This is a genomic window from Paenibacillus sp. D9 (assembly GCF_001188365.1).
Lineage (GTDB): Bacteria > Bacillota > Bacilli > Paenibacillales > Paenibacillaceae > Paenibacillus_O > Paenibacillus_O humicus.
In genome coordinates this window covers 1352970-1370636 of record NZ_JZEJ01000001.1, presented here as the reverse complement: position 1 = coordinate 1370636, position 17667 = coordinate 1352970, and the positions used below count along the sequence as shown (strand labels likewise).

Here is a 17667-nt window from a genome sequence, read left to right as displayed (position 1 = left end):
AATATGCTGCTCCACACGAGCCCGCTGCTGAAATCAGCCGGAGTTAGAGGGATATAACGGCTTGAAAGCGTGCCCTACACAAATGATGGGTTGTGAAGATGATGAATAAACCACAGAGAACAACCATGAAAAAATATGAAAATCAGATTCCGACCGATATGAGAATGGGTTTAGCGACAATATTTAGCTTACTGAGGGATGCTCTATTAACAAGAGGGAGACTAAAGCCTGCAACTAATCTTGCTGTAGAGACATTTACGATAGCGGACATAATGACCGTTCCGCATGCTGCACGTGTAACATGGTTTGGCCATTCGGCTTTTCTACTTGAACTAGAGAATAAAAGACTTCTCTTTGATCCGATGCTAGGCACTCGAATTCCTTGGGTTGGCGAGAAACGATACAGCAGGAAGCTGCCTCTTCAGCCAGAGGATTTTCCCGCGATGGATGCGATTATCTTATCCCATGATCACTATGATCACTATGATCATTTGGACTATTCTTCAATCCGTAAACTAAAGGATAAAACCCATCGATTTATCGTGCCAAAAGGAGTAGGGCGGCATTTGATCAAATGGGGAGTCGCACCGGAAAAAATTTCTGAGCACCAGTGGTATGAAGAGCTCTTGATTGACGGTCTTACGTTGGCCTGTATGCCGGCGAGGCATTTCTCAGGAAGAGGGATGTTCAACCGTAATTCTACCCTGTGGTGCTCATGGGTCATCGTCGGGAGCGACACGAGGGTTTACTTCAGTGGAGATAGCGGCTATGGTCCTCACTTTAAGGAAATCGGTGAGATTTACGGACCGTTCGACTTGACAATGATGGAATGCGGGCAATATGACGAACGGTTTTTGATTCATATGAAGCCTGAAGAAACGGTGCGAGCTCATCTTGATCTTAGAGGAAAGCTCTTGATTCCCATTCATTGGGGAGCGTTCACGCTAGCCTTTCACTTATGGACTGATCCCATAGAACGGGTCACAAAAGCGGCGTCCGAACAAAAGGTCAACATCGCAACTCCAAAAATCGGCGAAACTGTTATCATAACGTCCAAGGAAATTCCAACGAGTGCTTGGTGGAGAAAAGAGATAATGGAATAAGTTTTCTCTGCCATCTATTTTTTGCTGAAGCACTCCAGGATCAACTTAGCCTCTTCAACGTACTGGTTAGTTTTTCCGCAAGAACCAAAACGGAGCCTCGCTGGATTGCGGGTTCCGTTTTCTATGTGTTTTTAATTAAAATAACGTCCAACTTCAACATGCCGTCCCTTCGGTCAAATGAAGTTGAACACATGACGAATACTCCGGTGTTCCAGCAATAGCGGGAGGTAGAAATGGGCGACATGGATCAAATCCGAATTGAACCGAAAGATGGAAAGTTTGCCGTAGTATTGAAACACGGCGGATTGATACAGGAAATGGAGCTGCGGCATCAATGGGAAGAAGCGAAGCAATTTGCTTTCTACCTGTCGGATCGTATCCGGTTGGACGTGTTTTGTAAGGGAAAGAAACTAAGCCGCAAGTAGTGAGGTGCTGTTCAACCGCAAACAGCATCCCCCCATTTGGCGGCATCGTTGCTTCTCCTTGCCTCTCATCCTATGTGTTCTTCTATATCGTGCAGGATGCAGATGCCTGGCTCCTACATCTGCTTATCGGCCCAAAAACACAAACAGGACGACGCCTAGGACAACGCATCGTCCTGTTGATGAGAGGGGCTTGAATCTCAGCAGGCGGCGTTGGCCGCCGGATCTGTACTTTAAGGCCGCAGACCGTTCGCCTCGCGGACGAGCGAGAAGTACTGATCGGCTCTGACGGCTTCAAATTCCGGCCCGAGAGAGCCGTTCAAGGCGACGACGTCCGTCGGGGTCAAGCTCCAGGCGAGCAGGCCGAGCGAGATGAAGAGAGGCGACTTGCCGTCCCACTTCGCCTTGGCTTCCGCCAAAATACGCTGGCCGTCCTTGACCGTGCCGATGCCCTGGATCGTCGAGATCGGCAGCTTGTTTTTGGCCAGCTCGACGCCGAAGCGGTCTTCCCAGCTGAGGAACAGGCCGGGGGCGTGATACTCGTCGGCATAGGCTTTCGCCTTCGCGTCGCTGAGCGGAACGTTCTCGCTGTCGATGCGGTTGAGCACGTACGGGATCGTCATGCCGGTTTTTTTCAAGTAAGGATAGGTTGACTTCAAATAGGACGGGAAGGTGCTGTCCGGCCAGGCGTTCGCGTAGAAGTACCCCGCTCCCGAAGGTCCGGAGATGAGCTGGTCGCTGGGCGTCGCCGTCTTCAGGTAGTAGTCCAGAATGGCGGGAGCGCCGTCGTACAGCAGCGGGCTGGATGTCCAGTTGAGCGGCACCTTGCCGCGTGCGGGATCGTCCCACAGGACGCGCATCCGATGCTGGTTGTACTGGAAGTTGTCGCCTTCGCTGAACGTATAGGTGACATAGATCTTGTTCTGCAGCTTCGGAGCTTTGGCCGCCTTAAGCGGCGCCGCTACCGATCTGCCGCCCGAGAATACGGTCATGTTGCTGAACCAGTCGGCGGCAAGCACGTACACGCTGTGCCGGGAGGTAATCTCCACGGAGCTGAATTCGCCGACGGTATCGTTGCTGAACCAGCCGAGATAAGGGGTCCCCGGCTGCACATCCGACAGGATGCGCTCGAACAGCTCCCGCTGCGCCGGCACGTTGGAGTCGAGCCAGAACACCATCGCCCTGTTCGCGACGGCGTAGTCGCGCAGGTAGCCGTAAGGCTCCTTCTGCTCGGAGGAGGCCGGCTGCTCGCTGCCGGCGCTGACTTTGAACTGGTTCCACATCTCGACGGATGCGGTCAGCTGACCGGTCCCTGCCGGAGGCGTGAAGCGGTAGACGAAATAACGTCCGTTGTCGGCGAAGCGGTGGCCGCCGCTGCCGGCCGAAACCTGGGAGCTCTGGGCGTCGTACAGGAACGGCTCCTCCTCCGGAGTGCCGGGAACGAAGCTGGCGATCGTCTGCCCGTCGGCCTTGACGGTGACCTCGTGAACGGCCGGTCCCCAGCCGTCCTCGGGGAAGGCGTCGTCGAAGCGGAGATAGACCGATTGCTGGCCGAGGAAAGGCGACAGGTCGAGATCATATACCTTGCGGTTGCCTGCGTCCCGCTCCTGCGACGTCTCCTGCGCGACCGTCTTATACGAGGCTGGGATGCCGGTGGACGACAGGAGGATGGACGTATCGGGACTGAGGCCGACGAGCATCCGATGGGTCGTCTGGCTCCATAGATGCTCGTACTGCCAGGTGTAGGCATCGAGCCGGTCCTTGAAGCGGCCCTGCAGATCGTCGAGCACCTTGAAGGAATAAGGAGAAGCCGTCAGCTTTTTCGCCAGCTCGGGGCTCGCGGCGACAGCATCCTTGATTCCCGCCAGGGTAGTCGCCACGTTGATGGAATCGGGTACTTGAGGGTCATAAACGATGATGCCCTTGACCTCGCTCTTGAACTTGTCCAGCAGCGACCATTCGCTGTCGCGGACTTTGTAGGGGACGTCGAGATCGTTCAGCCAGGCGAACTTGCCTTCTTCCTTGCTCTCGAGCAAATAAATGCGCGGCTCGCTGCGGTTGACGAGGCCTTGGAGCGTGGCCAAAAGCAGCTTCACATCGCCGGGGGCGTCATAGATATCCGCCACTTCAAGCTGCTTGGCCTTGGCGAAGCGGGGGAGCTGCTGCTGCTGGGGCCAGGAAATGGAGCCGGACGGGGAGCGATTCTCCTTCTGGGCATCCGGCTCGGCGGAGACGGCGAAGGAGAAGGACAATGTGCAGGCCAATGCAAGACTGGCTGCCGCAAGCTTGCGAATCATCACGAAACACCTCTTTTGTTCGGAATAGGTTGCTTTCCAAGCCTTGTTCGGGAGAACGGTCCCTGCGCTCCCGAGGCTCACCTCCTTGATCCGGGAGTGGCGAATTAATCAGGTTTGAATGCGCTTGCATTTATATTAAATATATTATACATATATAATTCAAGCACTTCGACAAAGAATGCAGGGAAAACACGCCGAAAGGCGGAGGTTTAGTTCTGGCGAAGCAGGGAGCTTCAAAAGGGATTTGCGGCTCTGTGCCCAGGGAGGAGGAATGGGAAACGGTTGCGCAACGATAAGCAAGAATATATTATATATACAAATCTCGGACCGAAACTGGTGATGGAAAATGAGCTCGACAGATCGAACTCCGCTGTATCAGAAAATTCAGGATTACATCCGTGAACTTATCGATTCGAACGAACTGAAGGAAGGCGACCGGATCCCGACGGAAAAAGAGCTGATGGACCGGTTCAACGTAAGCAAGATCACGGTCGTCAACGCCTTGTCCGGCCTGGCTGCCGAGAAGCTGATCTCCCGTGTGCCCGGACGCGGCACCTTCGTGAGCGGCCGGCAGCCTGAAGAGGCCGCCCCGGATTTCCCGCTGCAGCAGCCGGGCGCGGCATTATCGGCTCCGGAGCGGGGAGCGGGGAGACGGCGGAGCGGCCTGATCGGCCTCGTCATGCCTTCCATCGACGATTATTTCGCCATCCGGCTAATCGACGGCGTGCGCATGGCGCTTGAGGACAAGGGCTATCGAAGCGTGATCCTGCTCTCCGGAGGCCAGGTGGACAAGGAGAAGGAAGCAATCAAGACGCTGAAGGAGATCGGGGCCGAGGGGCTGCTGATCTTTCCCGTGGACGAGGAGCAGTACAATGAAGAAATTCTCGCGATGAAGTTCTCCGGATTTCCGTTCGTTCTGATCGACCGCTATCTGCCGGGGGTGGAGACGAATTACATCGCATCCGACGGAAGGATGGGCACGAGTCTGGCGGTGGACCATCTATGGGAGCTCGGGCATCGCGAGATCGCGATCTGCTCCGACTCGCCGATGCAGACCGTTACGGTTCAGGAGCGTCTCGAAGGGTACATGAACGAGCTGAAAAACAAAGGGGCGCTCATCAATCCCGCCCACATGATTACCGGCTTCCGGGTGGAAAGCCTCAAGAAAGCGGAGACTCATCCGCTGTTCCGGTATATCCGCAACCGGATGGCGACCGCTTATATCACGCTGAACGGGCGGCTCGCGGTGCAGATCTACCAGATGGCCCTGCAGGCCGGACTGCGCGTGCCGGAGGATCTGTCGATCGTCAGCTTCGACGATCCGACCTCGATCGTGGAGGAATTCAGCATGTTCACGCATATCCGGCAGTTCGAATTCGATATGGGCAGCCGGGCGGCCGAAAAGCTGCTGGAGGTCATACGTAAAGGCGGAGCCGGAGGCGGCTACACGAAAACGCTGCTGGAGCCCGAGCTTGTCGTCCGCCAGACGACATCGGGTCCGCCGCTTCAAGGATGACGACGCTTTGCGGTGGACCGTTCCGGCATATGCCGCGCGCTCCCGCAGAAGGCTTCCAGCAGACGGCTTCTCGCCTTCAAGGCGGCGGAGCCGTTTTTGGACGGCGCTGCTTATTCGATTCCGGTTCCTTCAGGGGACCGTTTTTTTATTCCTTTTTTTTCTAAAAAACATATTGAACATATACAATAGATATATTATAGTTGGATTGAGCTTGGGAAAAGAAATAGAGGCTGAGCCTGCATAAAGGAGACGGTTAAAGCATGCCATACGAAGTCATCCGGCCTGAACAATTGAGAGGCGTGCTGGGACGCCTGCAGGCGAATATATACGTGCCGGTCGCCGAGCTTGCCGTATCGGCCTGGGTAACGCCCGAGCCGGTACCCTACGGGGAGCGCCGGTCGGGACGGCCGGTCCAGCTTCAGGCTGGAGACCGCTGGGGAGAGCTGTGGGACTGCGCCTGGTTCCATTTCTCCGGTTCCGTGCCGGAACGGGCGAAGGACGAAAAGGTCGTGCTGCTCATCGACGTGAACGGCGAGCTTTGCCTGGTGGACGAGGACGGGTCGCCGGTCCAGGGGCTGACCAACATCAATTCCGAGTTCGACTTTTCGCTCGGCTTGCCCGGCAAGCGGGTCGTGCATGTAAGCGAGCGCTCGAGCGGAGACGAAGCCATCGACCTGTGGGGCGACGCGGGCTGCAACGACCTGTTCGGCCGCTACCGCAGCGGCACGCTCAAGGAAGCGGTCGTCGCGATCTGCCGGGAGGAGCTGCGGCAGCTGTACTACGATTTCGAGGTGCTGCTGGAGACGGCGGAGCGCCTGCCTGCCGGCTCCGCCCGCAAGGAGCGGATCTTCCGCACCTTGCATGACGCCTCGCATCGGCTCGCGGGCTTGACGGAAGAGGAGATCGCGCAGGCGCGGAGCCTGCTCGGCGAGCAGCTCGCCAAGCGCGGCGGCGATCCCGTCCTGACGATCAGCGCCGTCGGCCATGCGCATATCGATCTGGCATGGCTCTGGCCGATCCGGGAGACGATCCGCAAGGGCGCCAGGACGTTCTCGACGGCGCTGTCCATGATGGAGCGCTATCCGGATTATGTGTTCGGAGCGAGCCAGCCCCAGCTGTACGAATGGATGAAGATCCATTATCCGAAGCTGTACGGACGGATCAAGGAACGCGTCGCGGAAGGCCGCTGGGAGCCGCAGGGCGCGATGTGGGTCGAGTCGGACACGAACGTTCCGGGCGGCGAATCGCTCGTGCGCCAGCTGCTCTACGGCAAGCGGTATTTCCAGCAGGAGTTCGGCCAGGAGATGAAATCGCTCTGGATGCCGGATGTATTCGGCTATACGGCCAGCCTGCCGCAGCTGCTGAAGAAGGCCGGCGTCGATTACATGATGACGCAGAAGCTGAGCTGGAGCGTGTACAACCGCCATCCGCACCACACCTTCATGTGGGAGGGAATCGACGGCTCGCAGGTGCTGACGCATATGCCTCCGGAGGATACGTACAACAGTCCGGCGGCGCCGCGCTCGATCGTGAAGGCGGAGCAGGAGTATTTGGACAAAGGCATATCCGACCGCGCGCTCATGCTGTTCGGCATCGGCGACGGCGGCGGCGGACCTGGGGAAGAGCATCTGGAGCGGCTCGCCCGGGAGCGCGATCTGCTCGGTCTCAGCCCGGTGGAGCAGGAGCCGTCCTCGCGCTTCTTCGAGCGGCTCGCGGAGGGCTCGGAGCGCTACGAGACGTGGCGCGGAGAGCTGTACCTGGAGAAGCATCAGGGAACGCTGACGAGCCAGGGCCGGAGCAAGCGCTACAACCGCAAGCTGGAGAAGGCGCTGCGGGAGCTGGAGTTCGCCGCCGTGCTCGCCGGGATGGCGGACGGCAGTCCGTATCCGGCCCGGGAGCTGGAGGAGATCTGGAAGGAAGTGCTTCTCTATCAATTCCACGATATTCTGCCGGGCTCCTCGATCAAAAGGGTCTACGACGAATCGCTGGAACGGTACGCCGTGCTTCTGGACAAAACGGAACGGATGACAGAGGCGGCTTACGCCAGCGCGGCAGGCGGCGCATCCGGAACGGCCGTCTTCAACTCGCTCCCCTGGGAGCGGGAGGAATGGCTCCGGCTGGACGGCCGCTGGCAGCTCGTGCGCGTGCCTGCGATGGGCTTCGTTACGGTGGGAGGAGCGGCTTCCGGGGCGAAGGATGCCGCCGAATTCCCTGATCTGCGGGCTTCGGCCGAGGGCCGGGTCATCGAGAACGGGCTGCTGGCGCTGGCCTTCGATGCGGAGGGCGGCATAACGTCCATCCTCGACAAGGAAGCCGGCCGCGAGCTTGTGCAGCCGGGACGGGGCGCCAACGCGCTGCGCGTCTACTCCGATGACGGGGACGCCTGGGACTTCCGCCAGGATTACCGGGCAGCCGGAGGAACGTCGCTGCGGCTCGAGGAGGTCGAGGCGTTCGCCGATGGGCCGAAGGCCGGCCTGACCATGCGGTATGCGTTCGGCGGATCGATCCTTGTCCAGCGGGTGGTGCTGACGGAAGGCAGCCGCCGGATCGACTTCGAGACGAAGGTCGACTGGAAGGAATCGGGCAAGATGCTCCGCACGTCGTTCCCGCTCGGCATCCGCTGTGATTCCGTCAGCTGCGACATCCAGTTCGGCTACCTGAAGCGGCCGACGCATCGCAACACGATGTGGGATTACGCCAAGGACGAGATCTGCGCCCATCACTACGCGGATCTGTCCGAGCCCGATTACGGCGTGGCGCTGCTCAACGACTGCAAGTACGGCCACCGCGCCGAGGGCGGCGAGCTGGATCTCAACCTGCTGCGCAGCCCGTCCTATCCCGATCCGGAAGCCGACAGGGCCGAGCATGAGTTCACCTACTCCCTGTATCCGCATGCCGGCGACCATGTCCAGGCCGGCATCTACCGGCGCGGCTACGAGCTGAACGTGCCTCTGCGGACCGTGGCCGCGGCATCGCCGTCCGTCCGGTCCTCCGGGGACGGTGCCGAGCCGACGGCGGTTCAGGCGGCGGTGTCCGCCTGCGCGGCTGCAGCCGAGACAGCCGCAGCGGCCGATATGCCGTCGGCGGGAGCATCATCCGGCTGGGAGGAGGGACGCTCGTTCCTGCTGCCGGACCATCCGCATGTGATGGTGGAGGCGGTGAAGCGCGCCGAAGATGACGGAGACCTCGTCATCCGGCTGTACGAGACGGCCGGCACGAGACTGAAGACGACGGTGCGGGCGGGCTTCGCTCTCTCGGAAGCGTGGCTGGCCGATCTGATGGAGCAGAAGCAGCACCCGCTGGAAATATCCGGCGGAGCGGTCGAGCTGGCCTTCGACCCGTTCGAGGTCAAGACGCTCAAGCTGTCTCTCCAGCCGTAGCCGTCCGGTCGAGCCGATCGGCTGACCGCCAATAGGCTGCCGTTCTGAGAAGCCGAGGGATTGCTTTTGCGAACCGATGGTCTTCTTATTACCGTTCAGCGAAGCCGCGGCATTGCCCTTGCGGACCGATGGTCCGCTCGCCGCTTGGTGAGCCGCGGCTTCGCTCGACCCGATTCACCCGGAGAAGCGGCGCCTGCCGAACGACCGCAGGCGCCGTCATATCCGGCCGCTTCCCCATCCGACAAGGAGGTTGAATCCCATGATGGCTAACCCGCTCCTGAAGCGGATCTGGCGGCACAAGCTGTTCTACCTGTTCATGCTGCCCGGCATCGTCTGGTTTTTCCTGTTCTCCTACGTGCCTCTCTACGGCATTCAAGTCGCCTTCCGCGATTTCCGGTTTTCCGGCGGCTTTACCGGCAGCCCGTGGGCCGGCCTGAAATACTTCCATCAATTTTTCGATTATTACCAGTCCAGCCAGCTCATCCGCAACACGCTGCTCATCAGCGGCCTCAAGCTGCTCATCGGGTTCGCGATGCCGATCCTGCTGGCGATCCTGCTCAACGAGGTTCGGAGCCTTAAATTCAAGAAAACTTTGCAAACGCTTTCTTATTTGCCTTACTTCGTCTCCTGGGTCGTCGTCGTGACGCTCATGCAGCGCCTGCTCACCCCTTACGGCGGTCCGGTCAACGACCTGCTCCTCTCCTCCGGGGCCTTGAAGGACCCCATCCAGTTCCTCAACAACACCACCTGGTTCTACCAGATCATCGTCGGCTCCGACGTATGGAAGAACATCGGCTGGAACTCCATCATCTACATGGCCGCCATCGCCGGCATCGACCAGCAGCTGTACGAGGCGGCGAAAATCGACGGCGCGGGCCGGTTCCGCCAGATTTGGCATGTCACGCTGCCGGGAGTCCGCAACATCGCGGTCATCCTGTTCATCCTCGCCACCGGCAGCCTCATGAGCGCGGGCTACGAGCAGCTGCTGCTGCTGAACGGGCCGGCGACCGCCGCCATCGGCAGCGTGCTCGACGTGCATGTCATCAGCGCCGGCATCGGCGAAGGACGGCTCAGCTATGCGGCCGCGGTCGGCCTGTTCCAGAGCTTCATCGCGCTCGTGCTGATCCTGACCGTCAACCGGCTCGCCCGCAAGGTCAGCGACGTATCCCTTTTCTAATCCGAAAGGAGGTTCCGTTCATGGGAAGGCGCCAATTCTCCCTCTTCAGCGTGTTCAATTACACCGTCCTGACGCTGTTCGGGCTGTCGATGATCTATCCGTTCATCTATATCCTCGTCTACTCGCTGAACGACGGCAAAGATTCCATGCTGGGGGCGCTCTACTTCTACCCCCGCCAGTTCACGCTCGACAACTACGTGCAGATCTTCGACAACGCCAAAATCTGGCAGGCGTACAAGATCACGCTGCTGCGGACGCTGCTCGGCACGTTCCTGCATGTGACGCTGTGCACGCTGATGGCCTACGCGCTGTCCAAGAAGACGCTGCCCGGCCGGACGTTCTTCACCTTCTACATTTTCCTGCCGACGATCTTCAGCGCAGGCTTCATTCCCTACTTCATCACGCTCCAGAAGCTCCATCTCATCAACAGCTTCTGGGTCTATGTCATTCCGATGCTGTTCAGCTTCTTCCACATCGTCATCATCCGCACGTTCCTGCAAGGAATTCCGGAGGAGCTGGAGGAGTCGGCCCGCATCGACGGCTACGGCGATTTCCAGATCTTCCTGAGGATCATTCTCCCTCTGTCGGGGCCGGTGCTGGCGACGATCTCGCTCTTCATCGGAGTCTCCCACTGGAACGACTGGTTCAGCGGGGCTTACTACGTCTCCGACAAGAGCCTCATTCCTGTCCAGACGCTGCTTCAGCAGATGCTCACCGAAGCGGAAGCGCTGTCGTCCTCCATGCAGCGGGCGGCCCAGCAGGGCGGCCAGACGATGAACGTCAACGTGGCGGGAGCGACGCCGGAATCGCTGCGGATGGCGCTGCTGGTCATCACCGTGTTTCCGATTCTGTGCATCTATCCGTTTCTGCAGAAATACTTCGTCAAGGGCGTCATGATGGGCTCGGTCAAAGGCTAGGGTAAACGTCCCGCAGCCGGTGAACCGGGCTCAAGCCGGGCGGCTGGGAAGGGACTTTATCATATACCACTTACGAATATCGGAGGGGTTACCATGAGGAACAAGCGGAGCAAGGCTGCGGCGGCGCTGCTCGCGGCGGCGATGATGGGCGGCACGCTCATCGGCTGCAGCAACGGCGGCGGCAACGATGCGGCAGCGGGAAATGGCGGCGGGGACGGCGGCTCGGGCAAGGAAGTGACGTTGAAGATTTTGCACAACTGGAACGGATCCGGCACCGGGGACGTCGATCCGACGCCCGTCGCCAAGGCGATCGAGGAGAAGACCGGCGTCAAGGTGAAGATGGATTACACCAAGGGCAGCGAGGTCGAAAAGGTGAACCAGATCTTCGCGACGCAGGATCTGCCGGACATCTACACGGGACCGGCCTGGGGCGGGGAGCTGGACGGCATCATCAAGGCGGCCAAGGAGGATCAGCTCGTCGACATCTCCGGCAAGCTGGACAAATACCCGAACCTCGCCAAGGCGATCGCCAAGGAAAACGTGCCGCCGGCCCTGTACGACAAGGCGATCGGAGCGTTCGGAGACAAGAAGTACATGATGTACCAGAACCAGCCTTCGACGGACAAGGACGCCATGGACTGGTTGTACGGCTTCTACGTTCGCAAGGACATCGCGGAGAAGGTCGGCATCGACCCTCAGTCGGTCAAGACGAAGGACGACATGTACAATTTCCTCAAAAAAATCAAGGACGCGGGACTGAAGGAGAGCGGCATGCCGGTGTTCCCGCTTGGCGGCTTCTCCAACGGCTGGGCCGTCGGCATCGGCAATACGATGTTCTACGGCTCCGACTACGTCGACAAGGGCGACGGCACGCTTGAGCATGTCTTCTTCACCAAGCCGTACGAGGAGTACACGCTTTACTACCGCAAGCTGATCTCCGAAGGGCTGCTCGATCCGGAGACGTTCACGCAGACCGACCCGATCGCGCAGGAGAAGATCAAGCAGGGCCGCATCGCCGTCCTGGCCGCGCATCTGCCGGCGATCATCGATGCTTCCAAGGATTATGTGAAAGCGCATCCGGGAAGCGACTACGTGCCGGTAGGCCCGCTGGAGCGCGCCGGCGCCGAGCCGGACCGGCCGGTCGATCTCGGCATCCAGGGCAACAACGTGACCGTCATCACGAAGGCATGCAAAAACGTCGACGCCGCGCTGAAGCTGCTCGATTTCCTCGCGTCGGACGAAGGCTTCAAGCTGGTCCGCTACGGCGTTGAGGGCGTCCATTACGATATGGTGGACGGCAAGCCCGTCGCCAAGCAGGAGTTCTTCGACAAATTCGCGAGCGATACGACGGGCAAGGCCAAGAAGAACGAAGGCTTCAGCATCGGCTATGAGGATATGACCGGCCAGGACCGCTTGAATTCTCTTGGAGGCGACATCTGGGCGGATCAGGACCGGATCGCCAAGATGGACAACGCGCGCAAGATTTTGCGCCCGAACGGCATCTCGGTCATCTCGGCCTACAACCCCGGCGATGTCATGGCCAAGTCGCCGCAGTGGGAGGCGCTCAAGCCGTCCATGGATAAGATCGGGGACGTATGGAAGGAAGCGATCTTCGCCAAGTCCGACGATGCGGCGCTCAAGGTCATCGGCGCGCTGCGCGACCAGATGAACAAGACCGGTTATCCGGATGCAATCAAGTACGTGAACGACAACCTGAAGGGCAAGGAAGTCGTCAAGCTGGCGATGCCGAACTGACCCTGAGTCCGCAAGGCGCGGGGAAGCCGGAGACGTACGGGAAAGGCTGCGGGCGGGCTAGAAACCGCAGCTGGAAAGGGGACGGGCGAATTTGAACCGGAACGGGCAGGAAAGGCAGGAGTGGACGGGATTCCAGGAATCCCGTCCGTACGGGCCGAAGTATGATCTGCGTACCGACTTCGTCATGGTGTACGGCATCTCGGAGGATCTGCCCCGGCGGATCGAAGGGTGGAAGAAAGCCGGCTACAGCATCCATCTCATGACCGGCGTCTCCTGGGGAGAGTACCAGGATTATCTGTACGGCCGCTTCGACGGCCGGGAGCATTGGGATGAAGCGCAGACGGAGTCCTCCGGCAGCCGTCTGCTGCATGGCAAGGATGTGCCGTACATGGTGCCGACGATCTCGTTCGCCGACTACCTGGCCGCGCAGATCAAGAAGGCGATCGACTGCGGCGTCGAGGCGATCCATCTGGAGGAGCCGGAGTTCTGGGCGCAGGCGGGCTACGAGGAGGCGTTCAAGCGGGAATGGCTGAACTATTACGGGGAGGAGTGGCAGGAGCCGCATTCCTCGCCGGATGCCCAGTACCGCGCCTCCAAGCTGAAGGCGGCGATGTATTACCGCGCTCTCGACCGGATCTGCAGCGAAATGAAGGAGTACTCCCTCGTCGCCTACGGACGGAGGGTCCGGTTCTACGTGCCGACGCACAGCCTGATCAACTACACGCAGTGGCGGATCGTCAGTCCCGAGGCGCTGCTCGTCTCGATGCCGGCCTGCGACGGCTTCATCGCCCAGATCTGGACCGGCACGGCGCGCACGGCCAACGTCTACAAGGGAGTCCGCCGCGAGCGGACGTTCGAGACGGCGTACCTGGAATACGGCATCATGCAGGAGCTTACGCGCGGAACGGGGCGGGAGATGTGGTTCCTGCATGATCCGATCGAAGACAATCCGCGCTACAGCTGGAGCGACTACCGCCGCAACTACCGGGCGACGGTAGCCGCTTCGCTGCTGCATCCCGGGGTCAGCCGTTACGAGGTCTGTCCTTGGCCGTGGAGGGTGTTCGAGCTTCCCTACCCGACCGAGGACGGGAAAGGCAAGGAGACGATTCCCGGCGGGTACGCCACCGTTCTGCTGACGGTCATGAACGTGCTGCGCGACATGCATAACCACGACGAGGTGTCGGGGGCTGACGGCGGAGAGGCTGCGGAAACGGGCGGCATCGGGCTCTGCCTCGCCAACTCGGCCATGTACCAGCGCGGCGACGTTCTGGCGGAGGGCGATGAGGGAGAGGGCTTCAACTACGACGGCACCGCAGCCGCAGGCGCCCTGACGGAGCGGCAGCAGGAGCTGCTCGACTGGTCGGCGTTCTACGGGCTGGCGCTGCCGCCGGTGAAGAAGGGCATTCCTCTTCGCCCTGTCCAGCTGGACAACATTCTGACCTTCCCGGGTTATCTGGAGGGCTACCGTGTGCTGCTGCTCAGCTACGAATTCATGAAGCCGGAGCATCCCGGCATCCATCAGGCGCTCGGCCAGTGGGTGCGCGAGGGCGGCGTGCTGGTCTACGCCGGCGACGGCTCGGATCCGTTCCATCGCGTCAGCGAGTGGTGGAACCGGGGAGCCGGCAGCCGCATCTATGAGCGTCCCGAGGAGCATTTATTCGAGTCGATGGGGCTCGGGAGAAATCCGGAGGAAGGAGAGCATGCCGTCGGAGATGGAGCGGTTCTGTATCTGAGGTCCCATCCGGCGGGGCTGTCCCGTTCCCCGGAAGGCGCGGAGAAGGTGCTCGCCTCGATCCGGCGCGCGCTGGAGCTGCGCGGAGAAGCGGATGAGTACAGGGAAAGCGGCATGCTGCGCATCCAGCGCGGCCCGTATGTGATCGCGCATGCGCTGGACGAGGAGGAAGCGGCGGGATCGGATGGAGCGGCAGGGGCGAATGCGGCAGAGGCTGAGATTGCAGCAGAGGCTGAGATTGCAGCTGGAGCAAGTACGGCAGGATTCAATGAGGAGGCGGCTGCCGCGCCCGCGACAGGCAGGGAGGCCGCCACGGCGGCGGTGCTTCAAGGATCGTTCATCGATCTGTTCGAAGCCGATCTGCCCGTTCTGCAGCGGGTCGAGCTGGCGCCGGGCGAGAATTGCCTGCTCTATGACCTGAGCTATGCCGGCGCAAGCGCCGAAGCTTCTGCGGGCTCTGCGCCGGAGGGAGGAGGCCGTAATGCCGGAGTGGCCGGCGGCTGCGCGGCCGCGCTGCTTGCCAGCTCGTCGCGCATCCGGGACGAGCGCCGGGAAGGCTCCGACTTCTCCTATGTGTCGGAGGCGCCGGCCGGCATCCTGGTGAGCACAAGGCTGCGGGTCCCTTGCAGTCCCGCCCGGGCATTGGCTGAGCCGGCCGATGATGGAGCATCCGGGGAAACGTCCGGCTCTGCCGGATTATCCGGCCTGGATGGAGCCGGAGCCGCCGATGAGCTCTCCGTGAAGACCGTATTCGATTCCGCATCGTCCACGCTGCTTCTTCGGCATCCCGGCCGGCCGACCGGCGTCCGGATCACGTTGGCATGGAGTTGAATGGATGAGGAGAAGCCGCCTTTCCCCTGGATAGGCGGCTTTTACTTTTCTTTAAATTCATGGGTAAAAAGACCTAATTATTTGAACCGGATCTTCCGTTAATAAAGATGTCGGTAGAAGAGGACAAATTCAGCCAAGAGGTGGATCATGAGTTCCGTCAAAATCATTCACAAAGCCAAGCGCATCCTGGAAATCGTATGGGCTGGCAACGTCGCTCCGGAGGAAGTCGATGCCATCAATGCGGAACTGCTGCAAATGGTGAAGGACGAGGGCATGAACGATTTCAGCCTTGTCGTCGACATGCGGGAGATGAAGGCGTTCACTCCGGCGGCGAGGGAGCGGCTGGTGGAGCATCAACGCGATATCAAGGCTGCGGGCTTGAGCGCGGCGGCTGTCGTCGTCGCCAGCAAGATCACCGAGCTTCAGCTGCGCCGCGCGGCTGCGGAATCGCAGCATTCGACCGAAACGCATTGGTCCTCCTATGAAGAAGCGCTGCAGTATTTGATTGAAAAAGCCTGATTGCCGGGAAGGGCCTAGCAGCCCTGCGGGGCATCCAGGCTTGAATCGGCGGATGGCGAAAAAAATATCCGGAACAGGCCCGTTCGCTCCATGGAGCGTCCCGGACCTGTTTTTTTATTCCTGGTCGAGACGGAAGGCGATGATGGCATTGCCGGACGTCCGTGTACAGTACAGTCCAGTCCATGGGCAGCGGCGCGGGAGCGGAAGTCAGGAGCGGTCTATCCTCCTGGAAATTTTTGTGGCATGATAGGGCGGGAGGGGATTCTGTGAAGGCAAGAGCGGCTTGGACCGGAATCGGATTCGTGCTTGCGCTGGCAGCGGTCGTGTTCGTTCATCTCTTTACGCTGAGGCTGGAGCCGGGCAGAGGCCTTTCGGGCAACGGCAATCCCGGCTTGATTCCGCTCTTCTTCGTCTTCTTGTTCTATCCTTTGCTGCTGCTGCTGACCGCCAGGCTCCTGCGCGGAAGCGCCGCGGCGACCCGGGGCCGGTCCGCTCAGAATGCGCTGTCAGGATTGGCGCTGATCGTCCTGCTCCTGCTAGACGCGGCTTATATCCGCCGCAAGACCGCTCATCTGGATCTCATTCCAGAGTTCGGAGCTTTGAATATTTACACCAATACGATCTATGCCAACGTTTATCATTTCTTCATCGGGCTCGTCATGCTGCATCTCGTCATTCTGAACACCCGCAGGGGCGGCCGCAAGGTCCCCCTCCGGAGCGCGGAGCAGCCGGATCCGTACGGCACCGTGATCGACTGCGGCGGGGAAGAGAGGCGGCGGTAGCTGCTGAACGGGCTGGGAGAGGGGAGGGAGCTGTCCCCCCGTTCCATAGAGACGGCCGCGAAGGGACGGCTGCACGTCAATTGGAATTCATGGAGATTACCTTGGAAAAGGAGGGGCAGGCATGCCGGAACAAAAAGGACCGGGGAAGCCGATCCTGACGTTCGCCGATGCGGCTCAATTTGACGCCTGGCTGGAAGAGTTCCACGGGGAATCGTCCGGCATCAGGCTGCGGATCGCCAAAAAAGGAGCCGCGGAGCATTCGATTGCGTACGAGGAAGCTCTGGAATGCGCCTTGCGCTGGGGGTGGATCGACAGCCGCAAGGAGAAGGCGGACGAGGACGGCTGGCTGCAGCATTTCACGCCGCGCCGCTCCGGGAGCGTCTGGTCGCGGATCAACCGCGACAAGGCGGAGCGGCTCATCGCCGAAGGGCGGATGCAGCCGCCCGGCCTGGAGGCGGTCGACGAAGCGCGCCGCAGCGGCCGGTGGGACAAGGCTTACGAGAGCCAAAGCCGCATGGAGATGCCGGGGGATTTCGCGGCGGAGCTGGAACGGCGGCCGGCGGCCCGGGATTTTTTCGCCGGGCTGGACAGCCGGAACCGGTACGCGATGCTGTACCGCGTCCATCAGGCCCAAAAGCCGGAGACGAGAGCGGCCCGCATCCTCGCGTTCGCGGACATGCTTGAGCGGGGGGAACGGATTTATCCCAAGAAGTGAAAGGCGGGAATCAGACATGCGGCTCCAGCTTGGCCTGCAGCTCCGGAGAGACCGGGGTCATCGGCAGACGGAGCGTCTCGGAGGGCAGATGGCCCTGCCGGAATCGATATTATTGATGATGACAGGGTGGATGAACGTGGATCTGACTTATCTGCGGACACGTTGGCGGCCTATTATCTCCCTCCGCATCTCCATGGAATCCGGGAACGGTATCCCGGCTTGTCGATCACGCTGCAGACGGCGCGGGAGGAAGAAATTCTGAGCCGGAACCTGCCGCATCGGCCTGGAGCTGTCCAACCCTGAGGCGATCAAGCGGATCGTAAAAGCCGGCTCGGGCCTTTGCCTGCTGCCTGCAATGGCAGCCGTTCAGGAGATCGGGAGCGGCGAGCTCGCCGTTCTGCCGTTTCACCATCCCGATATCCGGCTGGACTTGCGGCTGGTCATCCATCCGAGAAAATGGATTTCCCGGGCGCTGGCGGCTTTCCTCGGCGGCTTGGCCGAAAAGTGAAAAAGAGCGCCAT

The 17667-nt window shown here is 60.4% G+C and carries 13 protein-coding genes; 12 read left to right on the top strand and 1 reads right to left on the bottom strand.

Annotation, left to right across the window (positions count from 1 at the left end; translation table 11 throughout):
• Positions 1–125: 125 nt before the first annotated feature.
• The gene (locus tag VE23_RS06390; protein ID WP_049867588.1) at positions 126–1103 is read left to right on the top strand and encodes an MBL fold metallo-hydrolase; all 978 of its coding nucleotides are present in this window, start codon (positions 126–128) and stop codon (positions 1101–1103) included.
• Positions 1104–1336: 233 nt separating this feature from the next.
• Positions 1337–1528: a hypothetical protein gene (locus VE23_RS06385; protein WP_021879350.1), complete on the top strand. Its 192-nt coding sequence runs from the start codon at positions 1337–1339 to the stop codon at positions 1526–1528.
• A gap of 230 nt (positions 1529–1758) precedes the next feature.
• On the opposite strand, the gene VE23_RS06380 is transcribed toward VE23_RS06385, so the two are convergent.
• Entirely contained in the window at positions 1759–3822 is a 2064-nt protein-coding gene (locus VE23_RS06380; protein WP_049867587.1) for a GxGYxYP domain-containing protein, read from the bottom strand.
• Positions 3823–4168: 346 nt separating this feature from the next.
• On the opposite strand from VE23_RS06380, the gene VE23_RS06375 reads away from it, so the two are divergent.
• From VE23_RS06375 to VE23_RS27285, 10 genes are all read left to right on the top strand, one after another.
• The gene (locus VE23_RS06375; RefSeq protein ID WP_049867586.1) at positions 4169–5338 is read left to right on the top strand and encodes a GntR family transcriptional regulator; all 1170 of its coding nucleotides are present in this window, start codon (positions 4169–4171) and stop codon (positions 5336–5338) included.
• 260 nt (positions 5339–5598) lie between these two features.
• Positions 5599–8718, top strand: coding sequence for an alpha-mannosidase (locus VE23_RS06370; RefSeq protein WP_049867585.1), 3120 nt, complete (start codon positions 5599–5601; stop codon positions 8716–8718).
• 259 nt (positions 8719–8977) lie between these two features.
• Entirely contained in the window at positions 8978–9895 is a 918-nt protein-coding gene (locus tag VE23_RS06365) for an ABC transporter permease (protein WP_049867584.1), read from the top strand.
• Positions 9896–9915: 20 nt separating this feature from the next.
• Positions 9916–10812: a carbohydrate ABC transporter permease gene (locus VE23_RS06360; protein ID WP_021881432.1), complete on the top strand. Its 897-nt coding sequence runs from the start codon at positions 9916–9918 to the stop codon at positions 10810–10812.
• Between the two features lie 93 nt (positions 10813–10905).
• Positions 10906–12567, top strand: a complete 1662-nt coding sequence (locus VE23_RS06355; RefSeq protein WP_049867583.1) for an extracellular solute-binding protein — start codon at positions 10906–10908, stop codon at positions 12565–12567.
• A gap of 91 nt (positions 12568–12658) precedes the next feature.
• The gene (locus tag VE23_RS06350) at positions 12659–15130 is read left to right on the top strand and encodes a hypothetical protein (protein ID WP_049867582.1); all 2472 of its coding nucleotides are present in this window, start codon (positions 12659–12661) and stop codon (positions 15128–15130) included.
• Positions 15131–15277: 147 nt separating this feature from the next.
• Entirely contained in the window at positions 15278–15649 is a 372-nt protein-coding gene (locus VE23_RS06345) for a hypothetical protein (protein ID WP_048749960.1), read from the top strand.
• A 266-nt stretch (positions 15650–15915) separates the two neighbouring features.
• A complete protein-coding gene (locus tag VE23_RS06340) occupies positions 15916–16431 on the top strand; it encodes a hypothetical protein (RefSeq protein WP_049867581.1) in 516 nt (171 codons plus the stop codon).
• A gap of 121 nt (positions 16432–16552) precedes the next feature.
• Complete coding sequence (locus tag VE23_RS06335) at positions 16553–17146, top strand: YdeI/OmpD-associated family protein (RefSeq protein WP_049867580.1); 594 nt, start codon at positions 16553–16555, stop codon at positions 17144–17146.
• A gap of 277 nt (positions 17147–17423) precedes the next feature.
• Complete coding sequence (locus tag VE23_RS27285; RefSeq protein WP_084781333.1) at positions 17424–17654, top strand: LysR substrate-binding domain-containing protein; 231 nt, start codon at positions 17424–17426, stop codon at positions 17652–17654.
• The last annotated feature ends 13 nt before the right edge of the window (positions 17655–17667 follow it).

What these genes read in the sequence shown, in the direction of transcription:
- VE23_RS06390 (WP_049867588.1), top strand. Translation starts at nt 126, where the DNA reads ATGAAAAAATATGAAAATCAGATTCCGACCGATATGAGAATGGGTTTA.
- VE23_RS06385 (WP_021879350.1), top strand. Translation starts at nt 1,337, where the DNA reads ATGGGCGACATGGATCAAATCCGAATTGAACCGAAAGATGGAAAGTTT.
- VE23_RS06380 (WP_049867587.1), bottom strand. Translation starts at nt 3,822, where the DNA reads ATGATTCGCAAGCTTGCGGCAGCCAGTCTTGCATTGGCCTGCACATTG.
- VE23_RS06375 (WP_049867586.1), top strand. Translation starts at nt 4,169, where the DNA reads ATGAGCTCGACAGATCGAACTCCGCTGTATCAGAAAATTCAGGATTAC.
- VE23_RS06370 (WP_049867585.1), top strand. Translation starts at nt 5,599, where the DNA reads ATGCCATACGAAGTCATCCGGCCTGAACAATTGAGAGGCGTGCTGGGA.
- VE23_RS06365 (WP_049867584.1), top strand. Translation starts at nt 8,978, where the DNA reads ATGATGGCTAACCCGCTCCTGAAGCGGATCTGGCGGCACAAGCTGTTC.
- VE23_RS06360 (WP_021881432.1), top strand. Translation starts at nt 9,916, where the DNA reads ATGGGAAGGCGCCAATTCTCCCTCTTCAGCGTGTTCAATTACACCGTC.
- VE23_RS06355 (WP_049867583.1), top strand. Translation starts at nt 10,906, where the DNA reads ATGAGGAACAAGCGGAGCAAGGCTGCGGCGGCGCTGCTCGCGGCGGCG.
- VE23_RS06345 (WP_048749960.1), top strand. Translation starts at nt 15,278, where the DNA reads ATGAGTTCCGTCAAAATCATTCACAAAGCCAAGCGCATCCTGGAAATC.
- VE23_RS06335 (WP_049867580.1), top strand. Translation starts at nt 16,553, where the DNA reads ATGCCGGAACAAAAAGGACCGGGGAAGCCGATCCTGACGTTCGCCGAT.